21 protein-coding genes are annotated in these 24,218 nt (G+C 67.3%); 14 read left to right on the top strand and 7 right to left on the bottom strand.

Annotation, left to right across the window (positions count from 1 at the left end):
* Nucleotides 1-34: 34 nt before the first annotated feature.
* The 3 genes from JF52_RS0111850 to JF52_RS0111860 are packed head-to-tail and all read left to right on the top strand — an operon-like array spanning nucleotide 35 to nucleotide 2,750.
* Entirely contained in the window at nucleotides 35-823 is a 789-nt protein-coding gene (locus tag JF52_RS0111850) for an ABC transporter ATP-binding protein (RefSeq protein WP_200881013.1), read from the top strand.
* Nucleotides 820-1,614, top strand: coding sequence for an ABC transporter ATP-binding protein (locus JF52_RS0111855; RefSeq protein WP_033106780.1), 795 nt, complete (start codon nucleotides 820-822; stop codon nucleotides 1,612-1,614). Before JF52_RS0111850 ends, JF52_RS0111855 begins: the two co-directional genes overlap by 4 nt.
* 17 nt (nucleotides 1,615-1,631) lie before the next feature.
* Complete coding sequence (locus JF52_RS0111860) at nucleotides 1,632-2,750, top strand: LLM class flavin-dependent oxidoreductase (RefSeq protein WP_033106781.1); 1,119 nt, start codon at nucleotides 1,632-1,634, stop codon at nucleotides 2,748-2,750.
* A 13-nt stretch (nucleotides 2,751-2,763) separates the two neighbouring features.
* On the opposite strand, the gene JF52_RS0111865 is transcribed toward JF52_RS0111860, so the two are convergent.
* Nucleotides 2,764-3,801 (bottom strand): LLM class flavin-dependent oxidoreductase, encoded by a 1,038-nt coding sequence (locus tag JF52_RS0111865; protein WP_033106963.1) that lies wholly within the window; start codon nucleotides 3,799-3,801, stop codon nucleotides 2,764-2,766.
* Between the two features lie 31 nt (nucleotides 3,802-3,832).
* Nucleotides 3,833-4,474, bottom strand: coding sequence for an NADPH-dependent F420 reductase (locus tag JF52_RS0111870; RefSeq protein WP_033106782.1), 642 nt, complete (start codon nucleotides 4,472-4,474; stop codon nucleotides 3,833-3,835).
* 110 nt (nucleotides 4,475-4,584) lie between these two features.
* Here JF52_RS0111870 and JF52_RS0111875 point away from each other — a divergent pair, with 110 nt between their 5' ends.
* Nucleotides 4,585-4,941, top strand: a complete 357-nt coding sequence (locus JF52_RS0111875) for a winged helix-turn-helix transcriptional regulator (protein ID WP_033106783.1) — start codon at nucleotides 4,585-4,587, stop codon at nucleotides 4,939-4,941.
* On the opposite strand, the gene JF52_RS0111880 is transcribed toward JF52_RS0111875, so the two are convergent.
* Together JF52_RS0111880 and hrpA are read right to left on the bottom strand one after the other, a co-directional pair.
* Nucleotides 4,925-5,869 carry a quinone oxidoreductase family protein gene (locus JF52_RS0111880; protein ID WP_033106784.1) on the bottom strand — a complete coding sequence of 315 codons (945 nt, stop codon included), beginning with the start codon at nucleotides 5,867-5,869 and terminating at the stop codon, nucleotides 4,925-4,927. The genes JF52_RS0111875 and JF52_RS0111880 overlap by 17 nt on opposite strands.
* A 36-nt stretch (nucleotides 5,870-5,905) precedes the next feature.
* A complete protein-coding gene (gene hrpA / locus JF52_RS17000) occupies nucleotides 5,906-10,063 on the bottom strand; it encodes an ATP-dependent RNA helicase HrpA (RefSeq protein WP_033106785.1) in 4,158 nt (1,385 codons plus the stop codon).
* Nucleotides 10,064-10,130: 67 nt separating this feature from the next.
* Here hrpA and JF52_RS0111890 point away from each other — a divergent pair, with 67 nt between their 5' ends.
* The 6 genes from JF52_RS0111890 to JF52_RS16580 all read left to right on the top strand — a co-directional run bounded on the left by JF52_RS0111890 (nucleotide 10,131) and on the right by JF52_RS16580 (nucleotide 16,661).
* Nucleotides 10,131-10,967, top strand: a complete 837-nt coding sequence (locus JF52_RS0111890; protein ID WP_033106786.1) for an aldo/keto reductase — start codon at nucleotides 10,131-10,133, stop codon at nucleotides 10,965-10,967.
* 73 nt (nucleotides 10,968-11,040) lie between these two features.
* A complete protein-coding gene (gene msuE, locus JF52_RS0111895; RefSeq protein ID WP_033106964.1) occupies nucleotides 11,041-11,607 on the top strand; it encodes an FMN reductase in 567 nt (188 codons plus the stop codon).
* A gap of 24 nt (nucleotides 11,608-11,631) precedes the next feature.
* The gene (locus JF52_RS0111900) at nucleotides 11,632-13,428 is read left to right on the top strand and encodes a thioredoxin domain-containing protein (protein ID WP_033106787.1); all 1,797 of its coding nucleotides are present in this window, start codon (nucleotides 11,632-11,634) and stop codon (nucleotides 13,426-13,428) included.
* Between the two features lie 313 nt (nucleotides 13,429-13,741).
* A complete protein-coding gene (locus tag JF52_RS0111905; protein ID WP_152594894.1) occupies nucleotides 13,742-14,545 on the top strand; it encodes a hypothetical protein in 804 nt (267 codons plus the stop codon).
* Complete coding sequence (locus tag JF52_RS0111910) at nucleotides 14,542-14,922, top strand: GntR family transcriptional regulator (RefSeq protein ID WP_033106789.1); 381 nt, start codon at nucleotides 14,542-14,544, stop codon at nucleotides 14,920-14,922. Before JF52_RS0111905 ends, JF52_RS0111910 begins: the two co-directional genes overlap by 4 nt.
* A 173-nt stretch (nucleotides 14,923-15,095) precedes the next feature.
* The gene (locus tag JF52_RS16580; protein ID WP_033106790.1) at nucleotides 15,096-16,661 is read left to right on the top strand and encodes an HNH endonuclease signature motif containing protein; all 1,566 of its coding nucleotides are present in this window, start codon (nucleotides 15,096-15,098) and stop codon (nucleotides 16,659-16,661) included.
* Nucleotides 16,662-16,693: 32 nt separating this feature from the next.
* On the opposite strand, the gene JF52_RS0111920 is transcribed toward JF52_RS16580, so the two are convergent.
* From JF52_RS0111920 to JF52_RS0111930, 3 genes are read right to left on the bottom strand one after another with little or no spacing between them, the layout of a single operon-like run.
* On the bottom strand, nucleotides 16,694-16,909 hold the full coding sequence (locus JF52_RS0111920) for a hypothetical protein (RefSeq protein ID WP_033106791.1): 216 nt from the start codon (nucleotides 16,907-16,909) through the stop codon (nucleotides 16,694-16,696).
* Nucleotides 16,910-16,919: 10 nt separating this feature from the next.
* A complete protein-coding gene (locus tag JF52_RS0111925) occupies nucleotides 16,920-17,381 on the bottom strand; it encodes a hypothetical protein (RefSeq protein ID WP_152594895.1) in 462 nt (153 codons plus the stop codon).
* Between the two features lie 42 nt (nucleotides 17,382-17,423).
* Nucleotides 17,424-18,974: a dolichyl-phosphate-mannose--protein mannosyltransferase gene (locus tag JF52_RS0111930; RefSeq protein ID WP_033106793.1), complete on the bottom strand. Its 1,551-nt coding sequence runs from the start codon at nucleotides 18,972-18,974 to the stop codon at nucleotides 17,424-17,426.
* 40 nt (nucleotides 18,975-19,014) lie between these two features.
* Here JF52_RS0111930 and rsmI point away from each other — a divergent pair, with 40 nt between their 5' ends.
* From rsmI to JF52_RS0111950, 4 genes are all read left to right on the top strand, one after another.
* Nucleotides 19,015-19,836 carry a 16S rRNA (cytidine(1402)-2'-O)-methyltransferase gene (gene rsmI / locus JF52_RS0111935; RefSeq protein WP_033106794.1) on the top strand — a complete coding sequence of 274 codons (822 nt, stop codon included), beginning with the start codon at nucleotides 19,015-19,017 and terminating at the stop codon, nucleotides 19,834-19,836.
* A gap of 163 nt (nucleotides 19,837-19,999) precedes the next feature.
* Entirely contained in the window at nucleotides 20,000-21,535 is a 1,536-nt protein-coding gene (locus tag JF52_RS0111940) for a molybdopterin-dependent oxidoreductase (RefSeq protein WP_033106795.1), read from the top strand.
* A gap of 213 nt (nucleotides 21,536-21,748) precedes the next feature.
* Entirely contained in the window at nucleotides 21,749-23,326 is a 1,578-nt protein-coding gene (gene metG, locus JF52_RS0111945; RefSeq protein WP_033106796.1) for a methionine--tRNA ligase, read from the top strand.
* Complete coding sequence (locus tag JF52_RS0111950) at nucleotides 23,323-24,210, top strand: TatD family hydrolase (protein ID WP_033106797.1); 888 nt, start codon at nucleotides 23,323-23,325, stop codon at nucleotides 24,208-24,210. The genes metG and JF52_RS0111950 overlap by 4 nt, the downstream gene beginning before the upstream one ends.
* The last annotated feature ends 8 nt before the right edge of the window (nucleotides 24,211-24,218 follow it).

Below are 24,218 nucleotides of genomic sequence, written 5' to 3' on the forward strand. Positions count from 1 at the left end.
GTCCTTCGACGAGAGCTCTCTGGTCAGACGTGCGGTGGCTTCGGCCGACAACCTGGTGATCTCGGCATCCGATGGCACTGAGCTCGTGCACGGCGTGTCGGTCTCGGTGAGACCGGGGGAGGCTGTCGGCATCGTCGGCGAGTCCGGCAGCGGCAAGACGCTCACCTGCCGCGCTCTTCTCGGCATCCTTCCGGCGGGTCTCGCCGTGACCGGAGGTACGGTCGCGATCGACGGTCAGGATCTCACGCATGCGTCGGAGAAGCAGTGGCGACGGCTGCGCGGCACACACGTGGCCGCCGTGTTCCAGGACCCTGCGTCGTTCCTCCATCCGGCGATCCCGGTCGGCGCCCAGCTCGAGGAGACGCTGCGCATCACCGCAGGGGTTCCGAGGAGGCAGACGCGCGAACGCGCTCGTGAACTGCTCGACGATCTCGGCATCCGCCGCGTCGACCTCGTGCTGCGCCAGCGCGTCGCCGAGCTCAGCGGAGGGATGCTGCAGCGCGTACTCATCGCGATGGCGCTCGCGGCGGACCCTGCTGTGCTCATCGCCGATGAGGCGACGACCGCGTTGGATGTCACCGTGCAGGCCGAACTGCTCGAACTGCTGAAGCGGCTGCGGGTCGAACGCGACCTCGCGCTCATCCTGGTCTCGCACGACCTCGCCGTCGTCTCGCAGGTCTGCGAACGGGTTCAGGTGTTCCGTGACGGCCGGGTCGTCGAAGCAGGAGCGACGTCGCGCGTGCTGCGCGCGCCGGGGCACCCTTACACGCGCGAGCTGCTGTCGGCGCATGCCGCATACGGACTGGAGAGGTATCTCGGATGAGCGGCGATGAACCGGTGCTCGAACTGCACGGCGTCTCGGTCGATTACGGCCGGGTGCGCGTGCTCGAAGACGTGTCGCTGACGGTCCGGCCAGGTGAGGTCGTCGGCGTCGTCGGTGAATCCGGCTCCGGCAAGACGACGCTCGCGCGCACGATCCTTCGAGCTGTGGCGCCTGCCGCAGGGCGCGTGAGTGTGGCAGGGCGAGATGTCACACGCCTGCGCGGTGCGGCGCTGCGAGCCTGGCGTCGCTTGGGCGAGGCGCAGTACGTCTTCCAGGATCCACTGCGTTCGTTGGATCCGGCCGTCACCGTCGCCGATTCCATCGTGGAGGGGTTGCGGATCGCCAGGGTGCCCGCAGCGGATGCCGCGCGCCGCCGCGCCGCGGCACTCGACGCCGTCGGGCTCGACGAGGAGCTCATATCCCGGCTGCCTTCCGGTCTCTCCGGTGGCCAGCGCCAGCGCGCCGCGATCGCCAGGGCTCTCGTGGTGGAGCCTCGTCTGCTCGTGCTCGACGAACCGGTCAGTGCGCTCGACGCCGCAAGCCGCGACCGCGTCGTGCAGGCGCTCATCGCGCTACGCGACCAGCGCGGGAGCGAACTGGCGATGCTCGTGATCTCGCATGACATCGGCTCGCTCGCGGCGATGAGCGATCGGCTCGTGGTGCTTAACCGCGGTCGCATCGTCGAGGATGGCCCGACCAGACGCGTGGTCGCCCATCCGGAGCATCCGTACACCAAGCGCCTCATCGAATCCGTCCCTCTCATCCACACGCCATCCGCCAACCGTCCCTGAACACTGGAGCTGCTGACATGCCCATCGAAATTCTCGGAATGATCGCCACGACCGCAGGGTCGGAGTCCAAGGCGCTCTCGGGACCCGTCGTCGATCCTGCCTATGTGCGCGAATTCTCGCGGGCCCACGAGGAGGCCGGGTTCGATCGTGTGCTCATCGGATACAGTGCGAGCTCGCCAGACGGCTTCGCCGTGGCATCGGCGGCGCTGCATTCCACAGAGCGGTTGAAGGTGCTGATCGCGCACCGCCCCGGCTTCGTGCCGCCGACCGTCGTCGCCCGCAAGCTCGCGACGCTCGACCATCTCACGGGTGGTGGGCGGGTGGCGATCCACCACATCACCGGTGGCAGCGAAGCGGATCAGCGCCGCGATGGGGACTACAGCGAGAAACAGGACCGGTACCGCCGCACCGGGGAGTTCATCGACGTGCTGCGCAAGACCCTGACCGAAGACGAGCCCTTCGACCACGACGGCGAGTTCTATCGTTTCGAGGGCGCGTACTCGGCGGCGAAGCCGGCGACGGATGCCGGGATACCGATCTTCTTCGGAGGACTCTCCGGCGGCGCGGTCGAGGTCGGCGCGAAGAACGCCGACGTGTACATGCTGTTCGGCGAGCCGCTCGCCGAGGTGGCAGAGCACATCCGCACGATCCGCGCCGCCGCAGCGAAAGAGGGTCGGACGATCGAGTTCAGTTTGTCGACGCGCCCGATCATCGCGGACACCGAGGACGAGGCATGGGCGAAGGCTGAGCGGATCTACACCGAGACCGAAGAGTTGATCGCGTCGCAGAACAACGGGAACACGCTGTCATTCGCCCGGTCGCGTGGGCAGGAGCGCAATGCCGTGTCGGCGGATCGTCTGCAGCAGATCGCGCAACGCGGCGACGTGCACGACGAGCGGCTGTGGACCGGCATCACGAGGCTCACCGGCCCGTCCGGCAACTCGACAGCGCCCGTCGGGACGCCAGAGCAGGTCGCCGAAGCGCTGCTGAAGTACTACGACCTGGGTGTCACGCGATTCCTGATCCGCGGCTTCGACCCTCTGGGCGACGTGCGCGACTGGGGCAAGGAACTGGTGCCGGCGCTCCGCGAGGGTGCACGCCTGCGCGACGAAGACCGTGCACGGCAGGTCGCCTGACGCGTTCGACGACTCACGCGGCTCTGGCCAGGAGCCGCTCCACGCGCGGCTTCACCTCGGTGGCCAGCAGCGTGATCGACTCGAGCAGATGCTCCTGGGGGAGTCCACCGAGGTCCATCTGCAGGAAGTGGCGCATGTGCCCCATGAATCCGTGCAGGTGGACGATGCGCTCGGCGACGTCGTCAGGGTCGCCGACGTAGTAGGCGCCCGGCGCGTGGGCCTGAGCGTAATAGTCGTCGTCGCTCGGCGTCGCCCAGCCGCGTGCCACGGCCATCGACTCATTCAGCTTCCGCCAGCCCGGGTAGAACCGCTCGAGCGCTTCGGTCTTGGTCGGCGCGATCAGGCCGAGGGCGGCGACGGACACCTTGATATCGGTGCCGGTGTGCCCTGCTTTGGCGGCGCTCGCACGGTAGAGTTCGGCGAGGGGAGCGAAGCGGTGCGGCGCGCCGCCGATGATCCCGTAACTGATCGGCAGGCCGAGACGACCCGCGCGCGCCGAGGACGGCGCGCTGCCGCCGGTGCCGAGCCAGATCGGCAGAGACCCGTGTGTCGGCCTCGGCACGACGACAAGGTCTTCGATATCGGGACGCACGGTGCCCTGCCACGTGACCCGATCAGAGGCGTTGATCCGCATCAGCAGATCGAGTTTCTCCTCGTACAGGCGGTCGTAGTCGCGCAGGTCGTAGCCGAACAGTGGGAACGATTCGACGGACGAGCCGCGGCCAGCGGTGATCTCCACCCGGCCGCCGGAGATCGCATCGGCGGTGGCGAACTGCTGGAAGACCCTGACTGGATCGTCGGTGCTGATCACACTGACGCCGGAGCCGAGGCGAATCTGCGACGTCGCGCCCGCGGCGGCGGCGATCATCGCGCCCGGAGAAGACGCCGGCATCTCGGCGGTGTGATGCTCGCCGACCGCGAAGTAGTCGAGTCCCGCTCGGTCGGCGATGACGATCGCCTCGAAGAGGTTCGCGATCGCCTCGGACGTCGAGCGAAGCGTGCCGTCGACGTTGCGCTGTGTGTCTCCGAAGCTGTAGGCGCCGAGTTGCATGGTGATCTCCTCTGTGATGATGGTCGGGGGTTCAGGCTGCGAGTTCGCGGGACGTGAGAGCGGCCTCGAGCTCATCGCGAGTCAGGATGCTGTTGAAGATGCGGGTGCCCGGACCGAAGTTGCGGCCGGTGTGCAGCGGACCGGAGTAGACGGGGTCGAAGCCGAGGCGATCGATCATGGCCATCACCACCCGCGCGGCGGCGTCGTCGTCGCCGGCCACGGCCAGAGCCCGGCGATCGGGCGCGCCGGTTTCCGCCCCGTGCTCTTCGAGCTCGTGGTACCCGATGTGATTGAGTGACTTCACGAGCCGGGCGCCGGCGAAGTGCCGCGCGACCACCTCGCTCGTCTTCACGGCGTCGTGATCGGACTCGTCGCTCTCGCCGTCTACGGGTGCCCACCAGTTCATCGCGTCGACGACCACTTTCCCCGCCAAGGGTGCAGGGTCGATCGAGCGGTGTTTGTGCAACGGCACTGCAACGATGACGATGTCTGCGTCGTGGACGGCATCGGAGGTCGTCATCGGTACTGCACCCGGGATGACGATCTCGGTCAGCAGGGATATGTCATCGGCGGCGCCGGAGCCGGCGACGTGCACGTCGAAGCCCGCTCGCAGGGCTGTCCGTGCGACCGCCGATCCGACTCTGCCGACACCCAGGATTGCAATCGTCGTCACCGTGGCTCCTCATCTGTCTGCTCAAGACCTGTCACTCCAGTCTCGGGGATCGGTGCCTCTCATCCGAGTCGGTGATAAGCTGCTTACTATAAGTAAGTCAGGAGACGCACATGGACCCGCAGCACATCGATGACGAGCTGTGCCGGCTGTTCCGCCGGTCAGCGGAACTCGCCGGTAAGAAGTGGAACGCTGCGATCCTTCTGGCGTTGGCCCGGGGTGCGGAGCGGTTCTCGGCCATCCTCGGTTCGGTCGAGGGGCTCTCGGATCGCCTTCTGGCCGCCCGTCTGCGCGAGCTCGAGTCGCACGGGCTGGTGGCCCGTGAGGTCGTTCCCAGCGTTCCCGTGCAGATCCTCTACCGGCTGACGCCGGCAGGGAGTGAACTGATCGGGATACTTCACCCCTTGGTGCAGTGGTCGCAGCGCTGGGAGCAGGAGCCGGCGGAACGGCAGATCACGGCACCAGTGTGATCTTGCCGCGTGCCTGATGAGCTTCGATGAGTCGATGGGCTTCGGCCGCTTCGCTAAGGGGCAGCTCAGCGCCGAGCTCCACCTGGAAGTCGCCGCTCGCGATGAGGTCGATCGCGACACGCACACCCTCTTCGCGCCAGGCGAGCTCCTGCTTCGTGAGAGGAATGGGTGAGCCGCCGCTGAAGGCGCGGATGCCGAGGCTCTCGGCATCCGGTCCGCGCACGATGGTCGCGATGCGGTCGTGGTCGGCGACCAGCTCCTTCGACACCTCGATCGCCTCGTCGGTGCCGATGCAGTCCAGCACCACGGTCACGCCGTTCGGCGCCGCAGTGCGGACACGATCGACCAGGCCATCGCCGTAGGCGACGGGGATCGCGCCGAGCTCGCGCAACTGCTCGTGACGCTCTGGACTGCCGGTGGCGATGACGCTCGCACCCCACGCGACGGCGAACTGGATCGCGGCCTGTCCGACCGCTCCGGATCCGGCATGGATCAGCAGGGTGTCGCCGTCGCCGACCTGCAGTGAGCGCAGGCACTGGTACGCGGTTCCGACCGGAATGCTGAGGGCCGCGCCTTCGGCAGCGGTGACGGCATCCGGCAATGTATGGAGATTCTCGACCTGCACGACGAGAAGCGTCGCGTAGCTGCCGTCGGCGCCACCGAATGCGACGCGGTCCCCGACCGCGAACTCCGTCACATCATCGCCGACGGAGTCGATGACGCCGGCGCCATCGAAGCCGACCCGGCGAGGCTCGGTGATCGGCGGCATGGGGCGCTTGCCGCTGCGCCGTTTCGCATCGAGCGGATTGACGCCGGCGGCCTCGACCCGCACGACGACCTGGCCGGGGCCGGCAACGGGGTCGGGGATATCCACGAGCTGGAGGACGTCAGGGGAGCCGAGTTCTGTGTAGACGATCGCGCGAGCCATGCCGCCAGGCTACCTCTCCATCGGCGGGGACTGCGCTCAGCGCGCGCTCAGCAGCTTCTGGATGCGCTGCGGCGAGACGGGTTGCGCGGTGCCGAGGCGCTGTGCGAACACGCTGATCCGATATTCCTCCAGCAGCCAGCGCGCCTCCACCAGGGAAGGAGCGGCATCTGCCTGGAGAGGGATCGTGCCCCCGGCATCCTCGAATGCCTTCGCGACCCGCTCGTACTCGGTCATCCGGGTGCGATCCTTGCCCGGTTCGTTCGACAGCGTCTTCAGTCGATCGAGCATGCCATCGAGATACCGGGGGATGTGCGTGAGGCGCTCGGCACCGGTCGCCGAGATGAACCCGGGATGCAGCAGCGCGCTCAACTGCGACCGGATGTCGTTCAGCGGACCGAGCAGGGCGAGCGAGTTCTCCGACTTGATGCCGCGCTCGACTTCACGGGACTTCGTGAGAATGCGTGCGACGAGTGAGACGGCGGCGAACAACTGGTCCACGAGCGTCGCGTTCACGGCGTCCCGCGCGGCGGTGAACTGCGCTTCGGTGCGGATCGGCTCGGCGGGCAGTGCGGCGCGCACAACGGCGGCCCTGGCATCTTCGATCAGGGTGGCGGCTGATGAGTACGGTGACGCGGCGAGTGCCAGCTTCTCCTGCGAGGTGAGGTGCTCCTGCACGTACGACGCAGGGGAGGGCACATTCAGCAGCATCAGGCGCAGCACGCCGTTGCGCGTGGCTGCGGTTGCGGCATCCGCCGTCGCCTCGACGCGCACCGAGACCGTCTTGCCCTGATCGACGATCGCCGGGTAACCGCGCACGACGCCGCCCGCGACCTTGGTGTCGAGCACCTCGGCGAGTTCGCCGAACGTCCAGCTCGTCAGGCCGTCCTGTTCCGCGAACCCTGATCCCTGAGCCTGTCGAAGGGCGGATGCTGCCGCCACGGCCTGAGCATCCGGTCGCCCTCTGCTTCTCTCGGGCCTGGCGATCGAGCGCGCGACGCTGGAGCGAGCGCGATCCGAGAGCGAAGTCTGCAATTCGCCGAGATCGCGAGCAGATCCGGCGACCCGGCCGCGCTCGTCGACCGCCCGGAAGTTCATGCGCAGGTGCCCTGGCACGCGCTCGTCGTCGAAGTCGGCGGCAGACACCGGCTGATTCGCCAGCGGCTGGATCATCCGCGCCAGTGCCTCCTTCAGCGATCGCGGTGGTCGTCCGCCATGGTTCTCCGGCCCCTCTTCGGCGAGAGTCGCCCCGAACTTGTCTGCCCAGTCGGCGGCAGGCACGACGTGCCTGCGGATCGCTTTCGGCAGCGCGCGCAGCAGGGCGGTGACGAGGTCTGCGCGCAGCCCGGGCACCTGCCAGTCGAAGCCTCGATTCTCGACCTGTGCCAGCAGCGCGAGGGGTACGACGACGCTGACGCCGTCATCCGGAGCGCCCGGCTCGAAGCGGTAGGCGAGTCCGAGCACCTGGTCGCCCTGCGTCCACCGGGTGGGGAAGTCGTTCTGTTCTGCGCGGCCCTTCGACAGGCTCAGGGACCGGTCGTCAAGCATGTCGCTCTCGCGCATGACGAGCAGCTTCGGCGTCTGCTGCAGCGTCTCACGCCACCACTTCTCGAACGAGCGCACGTCGAAGACCGCGGCGGGGATCCGCTCGTCGTAGAAGCGGAACACCTCTTCGTCGCCGGCGAGGATGTCGCGTCTGCGCTCCCGTTCCTCGAGCTTCTCCAGGCGCTTGCGCAGTTCGCCGTTGCTGCGCCAGAACGCGCTGACCCGCTTGTCTAGCTGTGTAGGATCCCATTCGCCCTCGACCAGCGCGTGCCGCACGAACAGCTCGCGGGAGGCAGCGCGGTCGATGCGGGCGAACTGGATGCGCCGCCGCTGGATGATCTCGACGCCGAACAGAGTGACCTTCTCGAAGGCGACGGCGGCACCGGCATCCTTCGACCAGTGCGGTTCGGAGACCTGCCTCTTGGCGAGGTCGCCGGCGAGCGACTCGGCCCACGTGGGATCGATCGCGGCGACGGTGCGCGCGAAGGTGCGAGAGGTCTCGACGATCTCGGCGGCGATGACGGCCTGCGGGCTCTGTTTGCGAAGGCCCGACCCGGGGAAGATCGAGAAGCGGATGCCGCGCGCACCCCGATACTCGGCGATCCGGCGCTTCGGGTCCTTCTGACTCTTCGATTGGCCTTTGGGCGGCGTCTTGGTATTGCGCTCGTCGAGGATGCCGATCTGGGATAGGAGCCCTGCGAGCAGGGCGCGGTGGATGGCGTCGCCGTTGGCGTGGCCGTCCTGTGGCGCAAGGGACGCTTCGACTCGTCGCTGCGCTCCTCGCTCAACCCGTTTCGTCTCGCCTTCGGCTCGCTCAACGACCCGCGTAGAAACCTCGTGCGGGTCGTTGAGCGAAGCAGCCGAAGGCCGCGAAGGAACGTGCGGGTCGTTGAGCGAAGCAGCCGAAGGCCGCGAAGACGAAACGGGTTGAGCGACCGAAGGGAGTCGAAGCCGATCCCCACGAGCATCCTTGGGAGCCTTCACGAGCGAGCGCAGCTGGCGGTGCACGTCGAACCACTCCCGCACGCGCACGTAGTTCAGGTGCTCGGAGCGGCACAGACGCCGGAACGCGCTCGAGCCGAGCTCGCGCTGCTGCTCGCGCAGGTGGTTCCACAGGTTCAGCGTCGCCAGGAAGTCGCTCGTCGGATCGGTGAAACGCGCGTGCATCCGGTCGGCGGCGTCACGGACGGCCTGCGGAGCCTCCTGTGACGGGCGCTCGCGGACATCCTGGATGGTGAGACCGGCGACGATGGCGAGCACGTCTTCCACGACGCTGGTCCCTGAGCCTGTCGAAGGGTTCTGCGCCTCGAGCAGCATGCGAGCGAAGCGCGGGTCGATCGGCATCCGGGCGATGTCGCGGCCGATGCGGGTGAGGCGCGGGGTGTCGCGACTCAGATCGACCGCCCCCAACTCGGTGAGCAGATCGAACGCCGCCTTGATGCCGCGCGAATCAGGTGGTGTGAGGAACGGGAACGCGGCGATGTCACCGAACCCGAGTGAGAGCATCTGCAGCACAACAGAGGCGAGAGACGTGCGCAGCACCTCGGGTTCGGTGAACTCCGCACGCTTCTCGAAGTCGTCTTCGCCGTAGAGGCGGATGGCGATGCCGTCGCTCGTGCGGCCTGCTCGACCCGCGCGTTGGTTGGCCGACGCTTGCGAGATGGGTTCGATCGGCAGTCGCTGCACCTTCGAGCGGTTGCTGTACCGCGAGACGCGCGCGGTGCCGGTGTCGATGACGTACTTGATGCCGGGGACGGTGAGGCTCGTCTCCGCGACGTTCGTGGCGAGGACGACGCGGCGTCTGACGCCGGCGACGCGGCTCGGCTCGAACACGCGGTGCTGCTCGGCGGCGGACAGCCTTCCGTACAACGGAAGCACCTCGACGGGAGCCTTGCTCGACGTATATGCCGCTCGCACGGCATCCGCGGCATCCCTGATCTCGGCCTCGCCGGGGAGGAACACGAGCACATCGCCTGGTGCCTCGCGGTCGAGTTCGCGCAGCGCGGTGACGATCGCCGAGACCTCGTCCTCGGTCTCGTCCTCGGACGGCGCGCGGTACCGGATCTCCACGGGGTAGGTGCGGCCCGAGACCTCGATGACCGGTGCCGGTGTGCCGTCCGGTGCGGCGAAGTGCTTCGCGAAGCTCTCCGGATCGATCGTCGCCGAGGTGATGATGACCTTGAGATCCGGGCGCTCGGGAAGGATGCGAGTGAGATACCCGAGCAGGAAGTCGACGTTGAGCGAGCGCTCGTGCGCCTCGTCGATGATGATCGTGTCGTAGCGGCGCAGGAGCCGGTCGCGGTGGATCTCGTTGAGCAGGATGCCGTCGGTCATCAGCGCGACCTTCGTCGCATCCGACACTTTGTCGGTGAAGCGCACCTTGTATCCGACGGCTCCGCCGAGTTCGACGTGCAGCTCCTCGGCGATGCGCTCGGCGATCGTGCGAGCGGCGAGTCGGCGCGGCTGGGTGTGCGCGATGTTCGTGCGACCGAGTTCGAGACAGATCTTCGGCAGCTGCGTGGTCTTGCCCGATCCGGTCGCACCGGCGACGACGACGACCTGATTGTCGCGGATGGCATCGGCGATCTCATCCCTCGCGGCGCTGACGGGCAGTTCCGGGGGATAGGTGATCACGAGATCGGCTGAAGACATAGCGTTCCATCGTATGACGACGAGGCGGCGCGAGGCGACCTGTCATCACAGGTCGTAGGGTGGTTGCATGACGATCCCCACTGTGACTCTCAACGACGGACACTCCATCCCGCAGCTCGGCTACGGCGTCTTCAAGGTGCCGCCGGCAGACACCGAGCGCACGGTCAGCGAGGCGCTCGAGATCGGCTACCGCCACATCGACACCGCGGCCATCTACGGCAACGAGGAAGGGGTGGGCGCGGCGATCGCGAAGAGCGGCATCGCCCGCGACGAGCTGTTCATCACGACCAAGCTCTGGAACGACCGGCATGACGGCGACGAGCCGAACGCCGCGATCGCAGAGAGCCTCGAGAAGCTGGGCCTCGAACAGGTCGACCTGTACCTCGTGCACTGGCCGACGCCAGGCAAGGATAACTACGTCCACGCATTCGCAAAGCTCATCGAGCTGCGCAATGCAGGACTCACCCGTAGCATCGGCGTCTCGAACTTCCTCGCCGAGCACCTCGAGCGCGTCGTGAACGAGACCGGCGTCACACCAGCCGTCGACCAGATCGAGCTGCACCCGGCGTACCAGCAGCGCGAGACCGTCGCGTGGGCTGCCGACCACGGCATCCGCATCGAATCGTGGGGTCCGCTCGGACAGGGAAAGTACGACCTCTTCGGCACACCCGCGGTCGCCGACGCGGCGGCAGCGCACGGCAAGACGCCGGCGCAGGTCGTGCTGGGCTGGCACCTGCAGAAGGGGAACATCGTGTTCCCGAAGTCGGTGCGCACCGAGCGCCTGCGCGAGAACCTCGACGTGTTCGACTTCACCCTGACCGATGCCGAGATCGCTGCGATCGACGGTCTCGACCCGCTCGACGGCTCGGGTCGCGTGGGCACGCACCCGAACGAATTCGACTGAGCGACTGACGCTTACATGACGCCCCGTGTCGCTCCATGCGCCACGGGGCGTCGTCATGGGTACGTTCTATGGCATGACCGCTCCTTATCGCATCGTCGCCGTCTCCGGCTCGCTCCACGAGCCCAGCAAGACGACCGCGCTTCTGCGAGCCATCGCCGCAGCCGTCGCCGAGCGCGCCGAGGTCGAGGTGCAGCTGATCGAGCTCACCGCGATCGGTCCGGCGCTCGCAGGGGCGTTGCGGCGCGATCACCTGCCCGCAAGCGTCGAGGAGAAGTTGGTCGCGATCGAGCAGGCCGACCTGCTTATCGTCGGCAGCCCCGTCTACCGTGCCTCGTTCACCGGACTGTTCAAGCATCTGTTCGACTTCGTCGGCCAGTACGCGCTGGTCGGCAAACCGGTGCTTCTCGCGGCGACCGGCGGGGGAGAGCGCCACGCGCTCATCATCGAGCATCAGCTGCGACCACTGTTCGCGTTCTTCCAGGCGCTCACGCTGCCGCTCGGCGTCTACGCCAGTGACACCGACTTCGACGGGTACGTCGTCGGCTCCGAGATCCTGCAGGCGCGCATCTCACTCGCGGCGGAGCGTGCGCTGCCGCTGGTCGGATACGCTGCCTCCCGGTCGGTGGAGGCGCTGGTCTGAGCCGCTCGGCGTAGCGTGGGGCGCATGACGAATCGTCTCGCGGGAACGCTCAGCCCCTATCTGCGATCGCACGCCGACAACCCGGTCGACTGGTTCCCCTGGGGTGAGGAGGCGTTCGCCGAAGCGCAACGGCGGGATGTACCGCTGCTGATCTCGATCGGCTACTCGACGTGCCATTGGTGTCATGTCATGGCGCGCGAGTCCTTCTCGAATCCTGAGACTGCCGCGCTCATCAACGACGGCTTCGTCGCGGTCAAGGTCGATCGGGAGGAGCATCCGGATGTCGACGGCGCGTACATGGCCGCGGCGTCGGCGTTCACGCAGAATCTCGGCTGGCCGCTGACCGTGTTCACGACGCCGCAGGGGCGCACGTTCTACGCCGGCACGTATTGGCCGCCTTCCGCGAGTGGCGGCATGCCTGGATTCAGAGATGTGCTCGCCGCGGTGAGAGAGGCCTGGACGCTGCGCCGCGAGCAGGCGATCGAATCGGCGGATGCTGTGGCCGATGCGCTGGCGAGCGCGGCGGAGACCACGCCGTCTCCGCTGCCGTCGTCCGCGGGCGTGGCTGCTGCTGCTGCCGCGATCGCCGCCCGCGAGGACGGGACGTTCGGCGGATTCGGTGGGGCGCCGAAGTTCCCCGTGGCGACGACGCTGCGGTTCCTGCAGAGCCCGCTCGTGCATCGTGAGGCGGCAGATGCGGCGGCCGCCGCGACGCGCGCGCTCGCCGCCATGACGGCATCCGCTCTGCACGATTCCGACGGAGGCTTCTTCCGGTACGCGACGCAGCGCGATTGGACCGTGCCCCACTACGAGCGGATGCTGACGGACAACGCGCAGCTGCTCGATGTGGCGGTCGCTGAAGGCGACTTCGTGACGGCCGAGGGCGTCGTCGCATTCCTGCTCGGGGTCTTGCGGCGTGAGGGCGGCGCCTTCGGCGCAGCTCAGGACTCGGAATCGTGGATCGACGGGCAGCGCAGCGAAGGTGGCTACTACCTCGCCCCGGACCGCTCGAGTATGGAAGCGCCGGCGGTCGATGGCAAGGTCATCACGGGATGGAACGGTCTCGCGATCGGAGCTCTCGCGCGGACGGGTGCGGCGCTCGGAAAGCCGGAATTGATGGATGCTGCGGCCGCAGCGGCGTCTTTCGTACTGTCGACCAACCGCTCGCCGGAAGAGCGGCTCGTCAGGGCGTCCCTGGATGGGAGGGCGTCGACGGCGGTCGCGACGCTTGCGGATCTGGGGCTTCTCGCGGAAGGGCTCTTCAGCCTGGCAGTGGCCACGGGCGACGTGTCGTGGGCTGTGGCAGGTCGTGATCTTCTCGATGAGGCTCTCGACGAGGGCGCCGCGGCGGACCCAGTGCTGGCCGCTCAGGGAGTGGCATCCGCTCCAGACCAGACCGATGGCGACCTGCCTTCCGGCGTCTCGGCAGTCGCAGCGGCGGCGCTCGCGGCCTGGCGGCTGGGCGCAGGGTCGCGGTACCGGGAGGCGGCTGAGGAGCAGGTGCAGACGCATGCGGCATCCGCTCTGCAGCACCCGTTCGGGCATGGCTCGCTGCTGGCGGTGGCCGCGGGCCTCATCGAGCCGCCACGTCAGGTGGTCGTCGTCACCGATGATCGTTCAGGGCCCCTCGCCGTCGCTTCGCGCGGGGTGGATGCGGACGTGATCGCCGTCGTGACGCCCGCGCAGGCGCGCGCGTTCGCGGATGCCGGTTTCGAGCTGTTCGAGGGCAAGGATGCGGCGTCCGGTCTCGCATACGACTGCCGGGCGTTCGTGTGCCGGCTACCGATCGATGACCCAGCGGAGCTCGTCGGGGAGCGGTGATCCAGATTGTACTTACTCTCTGGCACAACTTGTGATAGACATGTGACACAACGAATGAAGCGGGGACAACGTGTCGCAGAATATCTTCTCCCACGGTTTGATCGGACTGGTGGGCGCCGCTTTCAGTTTGCCTGCGGTGTCGCTGCTGCTCGCCTTGATCATCACGATAGGGCTCATCACTTTCACGCGACCGCAGAACACTGATCAACGTCTGTCCAGGCTCTCCGCTGCCGCGGCGACGGCGGTCGATGCGCGGTATGCGCGAGAGCGTCGTGCGCTCGGTGTGTGTGCGCTTGTCGTGATAGTCATCTTCATGACCGAGAACGTCGTCCGTGGTTACTTTCTGAATACGGCAGATGTCGTCTCCTGGTGGCGATTCGCACTCCCGATCTTCGTCTCGTTGGTAGGACTGGGCGTGCTGCTCGCGATGATCAGATTCCGGGGAACGGGGCGTCCGGGACGGCCCGCCGGTCTCGGCGTCCGGCGCACCTGGGCGAGCTTCGGGCCGCGCACTGGTGTGGTGGGAGCGGCGGTGGCTGTGGTCGCCCTGTTGGTGACGACGACGGCGGCGGGAATCGCGTCATCACCTGATGATCAGGGGCGATACATCTACCTTGAGATCTCGATACCTAACGAGTCGATCGACCCAGTTCGTCAATGGTTCTACGGGTGGGCTTACGGGGTGCCTGTCCTTGTGTGCCTCCTCGGTCTGTCAGTCGTGACGGTGACAACTCTCCACCGCAATGCGGTGCGGCCGTTCCTGAGTATGGAGACTGCGGGTGCCGAGCAGGCTACTCGGTCAGGAATCGCCACTGGGGCGGTTCGAATCGCGACTGGCGGTGCGCTGCTCTCGCTTGCTGGTGCGTGGCGCTTCATCGCCAGTTCGGGCTCGGCTTCTGAGTTGACGATCCAGGGCGACACACCGCAACGGGGCACTTACGAGATGGCATGGCGATTCGCGGAGTTCGCCGCAATCGCTGGTTGGCTCGCGCCTGTCGTCGAGATCGCGGGGTTCGTGCTGCTGCTTCTCGTCATCCGTCAGCTTCGCGGGGGGACAGCAGGCAAGCAATCCGCCACGCACGCCGTGCGAGCCGCGCAGTCAACGGCTGTGCGATGACTACCCGGCAGGTGCTGTCGTCAGCCGACGAGACCAGTCCTGCTCTCGATATCTATCGGCAGTTTCGTGGGCTCATCGCCTCCGGTCAGCTCGGCGCCGGTGAGCGGCTCCCGACGGTCAGGCAAACGGCTAGCGATCTCGGCGTCGCCGCCGGAACCGCGGCGAAAGCATACAAACTCCTCGAGCAAGACGGGTTGGTCGTGACCCGCACCGCCGCCGGTACGCGAGTTGCCGACTCGGCCGCGGTGCTCTCTGGTGCAGTCATACGTCACATTCGAGACCTCGTGGCTGCGGCCGACGCGGATGGAGCGAATCCTGAGGATGTTGTCGACGTGTTGCGGCTCGTCTGGCAAGCATCCTCGGACCCCGAAACGTAGCTCAAAGACGCCGATGAAACATCATATGCAAGCGACTGTTTCGTTGTTTGGCCGGCTTCTGAAACTGCAGCGTGTGCAGGTGTGTGCAGCGCGAAGAATATTCTTCGGAATAGTTCTCTGATCAGGGTGAAAAGCCGGGTGGAATGTCGGTGACCCGGTGTTGAATAGGTGGTATGAACAGCATCGTTGCTCGGCTTCGGGAACTCGAGGATGACCTCGATTCCGTGGCGCGCGATGCGTTCGATGCGGAGCAGATCCCGGGGTTGTCGGATGCGGATGCGGCGGAGCTGCTCGCCGTGTCGGGCCGGATCCAACGTCGCATGGAGGGCGTGCAGATCGAGGCGACCGTGCAGATCTGTGACCGGTCGGCGGGGCTCAAGGAAGAGCGGATGACGACCCGGTACGGCTGTGCGAAGCCGGCGGATCTGGTGCGGATGCTGACCGGAACCGACACTCGAGGAGCGACGCGGCTCGTGCGGGCGGCCCGCCTGATGCGGCGAGACCGCGGGATCACGGACGGGGCGTTCCTTCCGGCCCGGTATCAGGCGTTACGGGAGGTGATGGTCGAGGGCGGCCTGGGGCTGGCGGGGGTGTTGGCGGCGACGGATCCGATCGAGCAGTCCGCCCGCCGCATCAGTGACGAGAACCGGGCCGAAGCCGACCGGCAGCTCGCGGACTTCGCCCGCGGGATGACTGGCGATGCTGCGGACAGTGAGGCGCCGCGTCCGATCCCCCTTCCGGAAGACCTCGGAGTGCTGGCGCGGGTGATGGTCGCGTATCTGGACCCGGATGGGGCGGAGCCGGCGGAAGAAGCGGCGATGCGGGGCCGGTACTTCTCGATCGGGAAGGTCAAAGACGGCGCCGCACCGGTGCGCGGTAGCCTGCTGCCCGAAGTGGCGGCGCAACTCGCCCTGCTGATCGACAGCCTCCTCAACCCCAAGGTGAACGGGGCGGACGACCCGGGCCGGGATGGCGAAGCAATTGGTGACGGGTCGATGGACGGCGGGTCAACGGACGGCGGGTCAATCAGCGACGCGTCCATGGATGACGCGTCGACGGGCGGCGGAGCGACAGGCGCAGGAACGTCGGGAACCAGCGGAGTGCGGTTCGAACCCTCCGCCGACGAAGAGACTGACGGCCCCGTCTTCACAGACACCCGCACGCGCGGGCAGAAACTGCATGATGCGCTGGCGGCGATTCTGAACACTGCCGCCCGCACCGACCTGTTCCCGCACCTGGGTGGTGCCGCGCCCACGCTCACCGTCGCGGCGACCGCGGCGGATCTTGCCGCGGGGCACGGGTGGGCGCAGATCGGGCACACCGGTGACCTGGTCCCGTTGACGGCGGCACTGCAGACCGGGTGCGCGGGCGGTATTCAACGGATCCTGTTCGATGACCGGGGACGGATCGTGTCGATCGGGACCAGTGGCCGGATCTTCAACGCCCTGCAACGCCGCGCGATCACCGCGAGAGACGGCGGATGTGTGATCCCGGGGTGCACGATCCCAGCGACCTGGTGCGAGGTCCATCACGTGCAGGAGCACGCCCAGGGCGGACCCACGCATACCGACAACGGGGTGCTGCTGTGCTGGTGGCATCACCGCACCCTGCATCTGACGGAGTGGGTGATCCGCATGAACCATGGCGTGCCCGAAGTCCGCGGACCCGCATGGTGGGACCCCCACCAGCACTGGCACCCCACCCGCAGCCCCCACCAGCGACAACCCGCACCCGGATGAGAAATCCGGGCGTGAGAATCCCGGGCGAGCAGCTACTGGTTGCGCGGGTGCTGCCGTGCCATCCGCTCGTTGCCTCGTCGATAGTTCCCCGTCATGCGTGCCATGAGCAGTTGCGGATCACCCCGATCCACCTCAGACAGGAATTCCGCTGACCGTGCTCCGCGCAGCACGGTCGCCCGATTGCCATGATGAGTGATCACGACGTCCTCGCCGCGCATCTCGAAAGCGAATCCGGTCGGGGCACCCATGCGAAGGATGCTACCTCCCGATCGGCGGTACCGGGTGGCTCGCTCGTTGCGCGGCCTTCGCCCTGCGGATCGAGCCGCGCAGATCGAGCAACGCGCAGCTGAAGTCCCACTGGTCGATCAGCCGCCAGGAGATCAGCTGCGTCGTGAGCGTCTCGGCGAAACGCAGCTGCACACCGCGGTCGATCCGGTCAGGCAGCAGCCATGGCTCGGACACATAGATGCCGAGCCCGAAAAGCAGATCGTCGGCGAACATCGTTCGCACGAAGGCATCTTCGGGAGTGATCTCGCGTTCGAGGTCCAGCACCGAGCGATCGCCGTCCGTCAGGATGCGGTGCCCCTCAGCTTCCAAGCATCGGCGCAGTTGCGCGTCGGCCGTGGCGATTCGTCGGCGACGCAGACCCGTCTTGCCTTTGAGGTGCGCGCTCAGGAAAGCGGTAAGGATCTCGTCGATGTGTGGTCGCTGCCTCTGCATGCGGCCATGTTCGTCGAGGCCACCGACATTGGACACCCGCACTCACACCCAGGTCGGCATCCAATTGTGGATGAGCCAGAATTCATACGGCACGTTCATCCCGACCCACACCGGGTAGAAGAACGCAGAGACGAGCACCGTGACCACGAGGAAGACGATGACCGTGCGCTCTCCTGCCTGCCGGCGGTGCAGCGGTTCATCGCGGCGTCCGGCTATCTCTCGCAGCGCGAGCACCAGCGCCAGCACCAGGAACGGCATCATCACCACTGTGTAGAACTGGAAGATCGTGCGCTCGGGGTACAACAGCCACGGCACGTAGGTCACGCCGAGGCCGACCAGCGGTATCGCATATGTCCACGGCATCGGCCTGCGCTGGATGAGCCCGCGCACGAACCGGTAGAGCAGGAAGATCGCCGCAGCGACACCGGCGTACCAGATCAGCGGATTCGGCACCGACGACACCACTGAGATGCAGTGATCGGTGCCGCAGCTCTGATCGTCTCCCACCCAGACCGCGGTCGGACGGATGAGGAACGGCCATTGCCACGCCGGGCTCGCGTATGGATGCCCGCTGCTGAGTCCGACATGGAAGCCGTAGATCGACTCGTGATACTTCCACAGCGCGGCAAGCGGGTTCCCGGCGACCTGGCGATCGTACCCACCGGCCGTCACCAGCCATCCCGTCCAGCTCACGAGATACGTGAGAAGCGCAGCCGGTACCAGCAGCACGAACGAGACCGCGCCCTGTCGGAACGCGGCATCCGTCGGCCAGAACAGCACACCTGCCCGACGGCGCGCCAGCGCATCCGTGATGACGAGATACAACCCGAGACCGGCCAGCGCGTAGAGGCCAGACCATTTCACCGCGCACGCCGCGCCCAGCGCGACCCCTGCCGCGATCACCCATGGACGGCGCCAGATCACCCTGCCCCAGAGCGGGTCCGCGGCATCCGGATCGGCTTTCTCGACCAGCGGGATGCTGCGCCTGCGGTCGTACAGGATGAAAAGGAAACCGAGCAGGATGAAGAAGGTGAGGATGCCGTCGAGCAGCGCGATCCGGCTCATCACGATGCTGAGTCCGTCGATCGCGAGCAGAAGCCCCGCGACCGACGCCGCGACGACCGATCGCGTGAGTTCTTTGGCCACGAAGTACACCAGCAGCACCGTGGCGGTGCCGATCAGGGCGACCGCCAGGCGCCACGCCGCACTGCCTCCCGCACCGAACACGCCCATGCCGAGCGCGATGATCCACTTGCCGAGCGGGGGATGCACGACGAAGCTGCCGGTTCCGCTCAGAGCCGTCGTGTCACCGGTGAGGAACGCCTCGTTCGCGCCATCGCCCCACGTGCCCTCGTAGCCCAAGGTCCACAACGACCATGCGTCCTTGACGTAGTACGTCTCGTCGAACGCGAGCACATTCGGATGCGCGAGGTTCGCCAGGCGCAGCACTGCCGCGAGCGCCGTGATCACCAGCGGAGAGAGCCAGCGGATGACACGATTCCAGTCGGGATCGAGCAGCATCCGATCGCGCAACCGGCCCCACCTGGTCAGACGCTCCGCAGGAGGCGGAAGCAGAGGCACGGGCGCGGTCACGGCATAAGCCTAAGCGGCGGGGCGCGCCTAAGCTGATCGTGTGATCATCCTCGCCGCGACTCCGATCGGAAACCTCGGCGATGCGTCCCGCCGCCTCATCGAGGTGCTCGAGAACGCCGAGATCGTCGCTGCCGAAGACACCCGCACCACGGCGCACCTGCTTCGCGCGTTGCAGATCGAGAATCGACCGCGCCTGATCGCCCTGCACGACCACAATGAGAAGCACATGGCAGCCGAACTCGCCGCCCTCGCCGCCGAGCAGGACATCGTGGTCGTCAGCGACGCGGGGATGCCCGCAGTCAGCGACCCCGGTTACGGTCTGGTCGCGGAAGCGGTCGCACAGGGCGTCACGGTGACTGCGATCCCCGGACCGAGCGCGGTGCTCATGGCGCTCGCGATCTCGGGTCTGCCGACCGACCGCTTCACGTTCGAGGGCTTCCTGCCCCGCAAACCGGGGGAGCGGCGGACGGCGCTCCGGTCCGTCGCGGGTGAGAAGCGCACCATGGTCTTCTTCGAGTCTCCCGCCCGCCTCGCCTCGACGCTTGCCGACATGGGAGAGGCGTTCGGTGCGGATCGTCGTATCGCCGTGTGCCGTGAGCTGACGAAGTTCTACGAGGAGGTGCGTCGCGGCACGGCATCCGAGCTCGTGGAGTGGGCCGAGAACGGCGTCAAGGGCGAGATCGTCGTCGTCGTCGAAGGCGCCCCGCATCAAGACGTCTCGGTCGAGGATGCCGGCGCGCAGGTGCAGGCGCTCGTCGAAGGAGGCATGCGCCTGAAAGAAGCGTGCGCGGAGGTCGCCGCGGCGACCGGCCTGAGCTCGCGAGACCTCTACCAGCAGGCCCTCGCCGCGCGGAAGCCATGAGCGACGCGGGCCGTGCACGTTCTTCGGAGAAGTGCGCTCGGCTCGGAGCGAATCGCCCGAATCGCTCCGAAGATAGTGCAATTCTCCGAGCGAAGCGTACGCACCTCGCACGGCGACAGGCATACCAGAGCCTGCGCAGCCCATCCGCGCGTAAGCTCATCGAATGAGGCGAGAATCCGTGGCGGGAGTCCGATGGCGCGCCGCTGCCGCGGGCGTCGCAGCCGTGCTGTTCGCCGCCGGTCTCGGTGAACTGACGGCATCCCTGCTCGCACCGTCCGCCAGCCCGTTCGCGGCGATCGGCGGTGGCCTTATCGACATCGCGCCGAGCTGGGCGAAAGACCTGGCGATAGAACTGTTCGGCACGGCGGACAAGATCGCACTCCTGACGGCTATCGCTCTGGTCGCCGCTCTACTCGCCGCCGCAGCGGGGCTGCTCGAGCTGTGGCGGCCCCCTGTCGGAACAGCGATCTTCATCACGCTCGGTATCGTCGGGGCCGTTGTGGCGACGGTGCGATCCGACGGAGATCCTCTGGCCTGGCTGCCTTCTGTCGTGGCGGGCGCCGCCGGAGCGATCGCCCTGCGCGTCCTCATGAAACGGGTGAGCCCTGCGGCGGAAGCGCCGAAGGACGGTCCCGATCGACGGCAGTTCCTGGTGTGGACCGGCGCGACAGCTGCGCTCGGAGCGGCGGCTCTCGTCTTCGGAAACCTTGCACGCGCGACCGTGCGCACCGTCGAAGCCGCCCGCGCCGCGGTGCGGCTGCCCGCCGCGACGACCGCGGCACAGGCCGTGCCGGCGGCGGCCGAGCTCGGAATCGAAGGGCTCGCACCCGTCGTCACGCCGAACACCGAGTTCTATCGCATCGACACGGCCCTCGTCGTGCCGCAGGTCGACCCGGCGGATTGGCGCCTGCGGGTGCACGGCATGGTCGATCAGGAGGTCGTCCTCACCTGGGACGAGCTGCTCGCGCTGCCGCTCCAGGAGAGTGACATCACTCTGGCCTGCGTCTCCAACACCGTCGGCGGCGACCTCATCGGCAGCGCCAGGTGGCTCGGATATCCGGTGCGCGAACTGCTTGCGCGGGCGGGTGCGTCAGCCGACGCGGATATGGTGCTCTCCACCTCGATCGACGGATTCACCGCATCGACGCCGCTCGAGGCATTCACAGATGACCGAGATTCTCTGCTTGCCGTCGGGATGAACGGCGAGCCGCTCCCGCTCGCGCACGGCTTCCCTGTGCGACTGGTGGTCCCAGGCCTCTACGGCTACGTGTCGGCCACGAAGTGGGTGACCGAACTCGAGGTCACCCGCTTCGACAGGGCGAGCGCATACTGGACGTCGCGCGGATGGTCGGAGCGCGGGCCCATCAAACTGCAGTCCCGGATCGACGTGCCCAGAGACGGACGCGACGTCGAGGCCGGATCCTCGGTGATCGCCGGCATGGCCTGGCATCAGCACGTCGGTGTCGAGGGCGTCGAGGTGCGCGTCGACGGCGGTCAGTGGCGGCGCGCGGAACTCGCCACGGCGATCTCCGACGACACCTGGGTGCAGTGGAGCCTGCCGTGGACGGCGGAGTCCGGCACGCACGAGATCGAATGCCGCGCCCTCAGTGCCGACGGCGAGACGCAGACCTCGACACCGGCGCCGCCGGCTCCGGACGGCGCGCAGGGCTGGCATCGCATCAGTGTGACCGTGCGCTGAGCGGGCCCTGCAGCGGCATCCTCGCCTGGTACTCGCTGATCCACACGCCGCCCGTCGAGCTTCCGCTGATCCTCACCGACGCCGGCTTCACCATCACTTCCACCGAGCAACGCGACCGGGTGCCCGGCGAGATCAGCATCCGCCATCACGGTGCCCTGACAGCAGTCGCCGGACCGCGTAACCACCCCGGCAGACCGGCCTAGAATTGACCCCATGCCCTCAGGCGAATCCTTCTACATCACCACGCCCATCTACTACCCCTCCGATGTGCCCCACATCGGCCACGGGTACACATCGGTGGCCGTCGACACGCTCGCGCGTTGGCACCGCCACGGCGGCGATGACACCTGGATGCTGACCGGCACCGACGAGCACGGCCAGAAGATGCTCCGCGCCGCAGCGGCGAACAACGTCACGCCGCAGGAGTGGGTGGACAAGCTCGTCACCGAGAGCTGGTTCCCGCTGCTGGAGACGCTCGACGTCGCCAACGACGACTTCATCCGCACCACGCAGGAGCGCCATGAGAAGAACGTGCAGGTGTTCTTCCAGCGGCTGTACGACGCGGGCTACATCTACGCGGGCGAGTACGAGGCGCTCTACTGCGTGGGTTGTGAGGAGTTCAAGCCAGAGTCGGAGATCGTCGACGGCACCGGACCCTTCGAGGGCCTGAAGGTCTGCGCGATCCACTCCAAGCCGCTCGAGCTGCTGCAGGAGAAGAACTACTTCTTCAAGCTGAGCGAGTTCCAGGACCGCCTGCTCGAGCTCTACAAGAACGAGCCCGACTTCGTGCGCCCGCACTCCGCTCGCAACGAGGTCGTCTCGTTCGTCTCGCAGGGCCTGAAGGATCTCTCCATCTCGCGCTCGACCTTCGACTGGGGCATCCCTCTGCCCTGGGACGAGTCGCACGTCATCTACGTGTGGGTCGACGCACTGCTCAATTACGCGACTGCCGTCGGCTACGGATCCGACGAGGAGACCTTCGCCCGCCGCTGGCCCGCGTATCACGTCGTAGGCAAGGACATCCTCCGCTTCCACGCCGTGATCTGGCCGGCGCTGCTGATGGCTGCCGGCGTCGACGTGCCCAAGGGCGTCTTCGCCCACGGCTGGCTGCTCGTCGGTGGCGAGAAGATGTCGAAATCGAAGCTCACCGGCATCGCGCCGACTGAGATCACCGACGTCTTCGGCTCCGACGCGTACCGCTACTACTTCCTCTCCGCCATCGCGTTCGGACAGGACGGCTCGTTCAGCTGGGAAGATCTCTCGGCCCGCTACCAGTCCGAGCTCGCGAACGGCTTCGGCAACCTCGCCTCGCGTACGGTCGCCATGATCGAGAAGTACTTCGACGGCGTCGTTCCGGATGCGGCGGACTACACCGAGCAGGATCTCGCGATCCAGAAGATCGTGGCGGATGCTGCGACAGCAGCCGATGGATGGATCGAGCAGTTCCGCATCGACGAGGCGATCTCGTCGATCTGGACGATCGTCGACGCGTTGAACGGCTACATCACCGAGAACGAGCCTTGGGCGCTCGCGCGCGATGAGGACCAGCGCGGCAGGCTCGGCACCGTGCTGTACACGTGTGCAGAGGGCCTTCGTGCGCTCGCTGTACTCCTGTCGCCGGTCATGCCGCAGGCGACCGACAAGTTGTGGTCGGCGCTCGGTGCTGCCGAGAGCCTCGGCGCGCTGCAGGCGCAGCCGATCCGTGCGGCCGGAGCGTGGGGTGTGCTGCAGCCCGGCGCACGGGTTCACGCGCTTGTTCCGCTGTTCCCCCGCGTGGAGCAGCAGGCTTGACCGAGAACCCCAGTCAGTACGTTCGGGAGCGGGCGGCGGAGGGCCGGAAGGACCTCCGTTACCCGGCTGCTCCGGAACCGCTGACCGTGCCGGTGTACGACAACCACGCGCACCTGGAGATCACCGACGGCGTCGAGCCGCTGACGCTGCAGGAGCAGCTCGACAGGGCCGAGGCTGTCGGCGTCGCCGGCGTCGTGCAGGCGTCGGGCGACGTCGAGTCGTCCCGCTGGGCGGTGGATGCCGCGGCATCCGATCCGCGCGTCCTCGCAGCCGTCGCGATCCATCCGAACGACGCGCCCGTCTACGCCGAGGCCGGGCGGCTGGATCACGCGATCGGGGTGATCGACGAGCTCGCCGCGCACCCCCGCACGCGCGCGATCGGTGAGACCGGGCTGGACTTCTTCCGCACCGAGGAGGAGCGACGCGGTCCGCAGTTCGAATCGTTCGAGGCGCACATCGCCCTCGCGAAGAAGCACTCGATCGCCATGCAGATCCACGATCGCGACGCGCACGACGCCGTGCTGGAGACGTTGACCCGAGTCGGTGCACCCGAGACGACAGTGTTCCACTGCTTCTCCGGCGACGACGCGATGGCCAGGGTCTGCGCGAACGCGGGCTACTACCTCTCGTTCGCCGGGAACGTCACCTTCAAGAACGCACAGAACCTGCGCGATGCACTGCAGGTCACCCCACTCGATCGCATCCTCGTCGAGACGGATGCCCCGTTCCTCACACCCGTGCCCCTGCGGGGCCGTCCGAACGCACCGTACCTGGTTCCGCTCACGCTGCGTTTCATGGCCGCAGAGCTCGGCCTCGCTGTCGACGAGCTCGCCGCGCAAGTCGCCGCGAACACTCTCGAGGTCTACGGAGAGTTCGCCGACTGAGGCTCAGA

The sequence above is a fragment of the Microbacterium profundi genome (assembly GCF_000763375.1).
Lineage (GTDB): Bacteria > Actinomycetota > Actinomycetes > Actinomycetales > Microbacteriaceae > Microbacterium > Microbacterium profundi.

What these genes read in the sequence shown, in the direction of transcription:
- JF52_RS0111900 (WP_033106787.1), top strand. Translation starts at nt 11,632, where the DNA reads ATGACGAATCGTCTCGCGGGAACGCTCAGCCCCTATCTGCGATCGCAC.
- metG (WP_033106796.1), top strand. Translation starts at nt 21,749, where the DNA reads ATGCCCTCAGGCGAATCCTTCTACATCACCACGCCCATCTACTACCCC.
- JF52_RS0111880 (WP_033106784.1), bottom strand. Translation starts at nt 5,869, where the DNA reads ATGGCTCGCGCGATCGTCTACACAGAACTCGGCTCCCCTGACGTCCTC.
- JF52_RS16580 (WP_033106790.1), top strand. Translation starts at nt 15,096, where the DNA reads ATGAACAGCATCGTTGCTCGGCTTCGGGAACTCGAGGATGACCTCGAT.
- JF52_RS0111865 (WP_033106963.1), bottom strand. Translation starts at nt 3,801, where the DNA reads ATGCAACTCGGCGCCTACAGCTTCGGAGACACACAGCGCAACGTCGAC.
- JF52_RS0111920 (WP_033106791.1), bottom strand. Translation starts at nt 16,909, where the DNA reads ATGGGTGCCCCGACCGGATTCGCTTTCGAGATGCGCGGCGAGGACGTC.
- hrpA (WP_033106785.1), bottom strand. Translation starts at nt 10,063, where the DNA reads ATGTCTTCAGCCGATCTCGTGATCACCTATCCCCCGGAACTGCCCGTC.
- JF52_RS0111940 (WP_033106795.1), top strand. Translation starts at nt 20,000, where the DNA reads ATGAGGCGAGAATCCGTGGCGGGAGTCCGATGGCGCGCCGCTGCCGCG.
- JF52_RS0111855 (WP_033106780.1), top strand. Translation starts at nt 820, where the DNA reads ATGAGCGGCGATGAACCGGTGCTCGAACTGCACGGCGTCTCGGTCGAT.
- JF52_RS0111905 (WP_152594894.1), top strand. Translation starts at nt 13,742, where the DNA reads ATGACCGAGAACGTCGTCCGTGGTTACTTTCTGAATACGGCAGATGTC.
- JF52_RS0111890 (WP_033106786.1), top strand. Translation starts at nt 10,131, where the DNA reads ATGACGATCCCCACTGTGACTCTCAACGACGGACACTCCATCCCGCAG.
- JF52_RS0111910 (WP_033106789.1), top strand. Translation starts at nt 14,542, where the DNA reads ATGACTACCCGGCAGGTGCTGTCGTCAGCCGACGAGACCAGTCCTGCT.
- JF52_RS0111875 (WP_033106783.1), top strand. Translation starts at nt 4,585, where the DNA reads ATGGACCCGCAGCACATCGATGACGAGCTGTGCCGGCTGTTCCGCCGG.
- JF52_RS0111925 (WP_152594895.1), bottom strand. Translation starts at nt 17,381, where the DNA reads ATGCAGAGGCAGCGACCACACATCGACGAGATCCTTACCGCTTTCCTG.
- JF52_RS0111860 (WP_033106781.1), top strand. Translation starts at nt 1,632, where the DNA reads ATGCCCATCGAAATTCTCGGAATGATCGCCACGACCGCAGGGTCGGAG.
- msuE (WP_033106964.1), top strand. Translation starts at nt 11,041, where the DNA reads ATGACCGCTCCTTATCGCATCGTCGCCGTCTCCGGCTCGCTCCACGAG.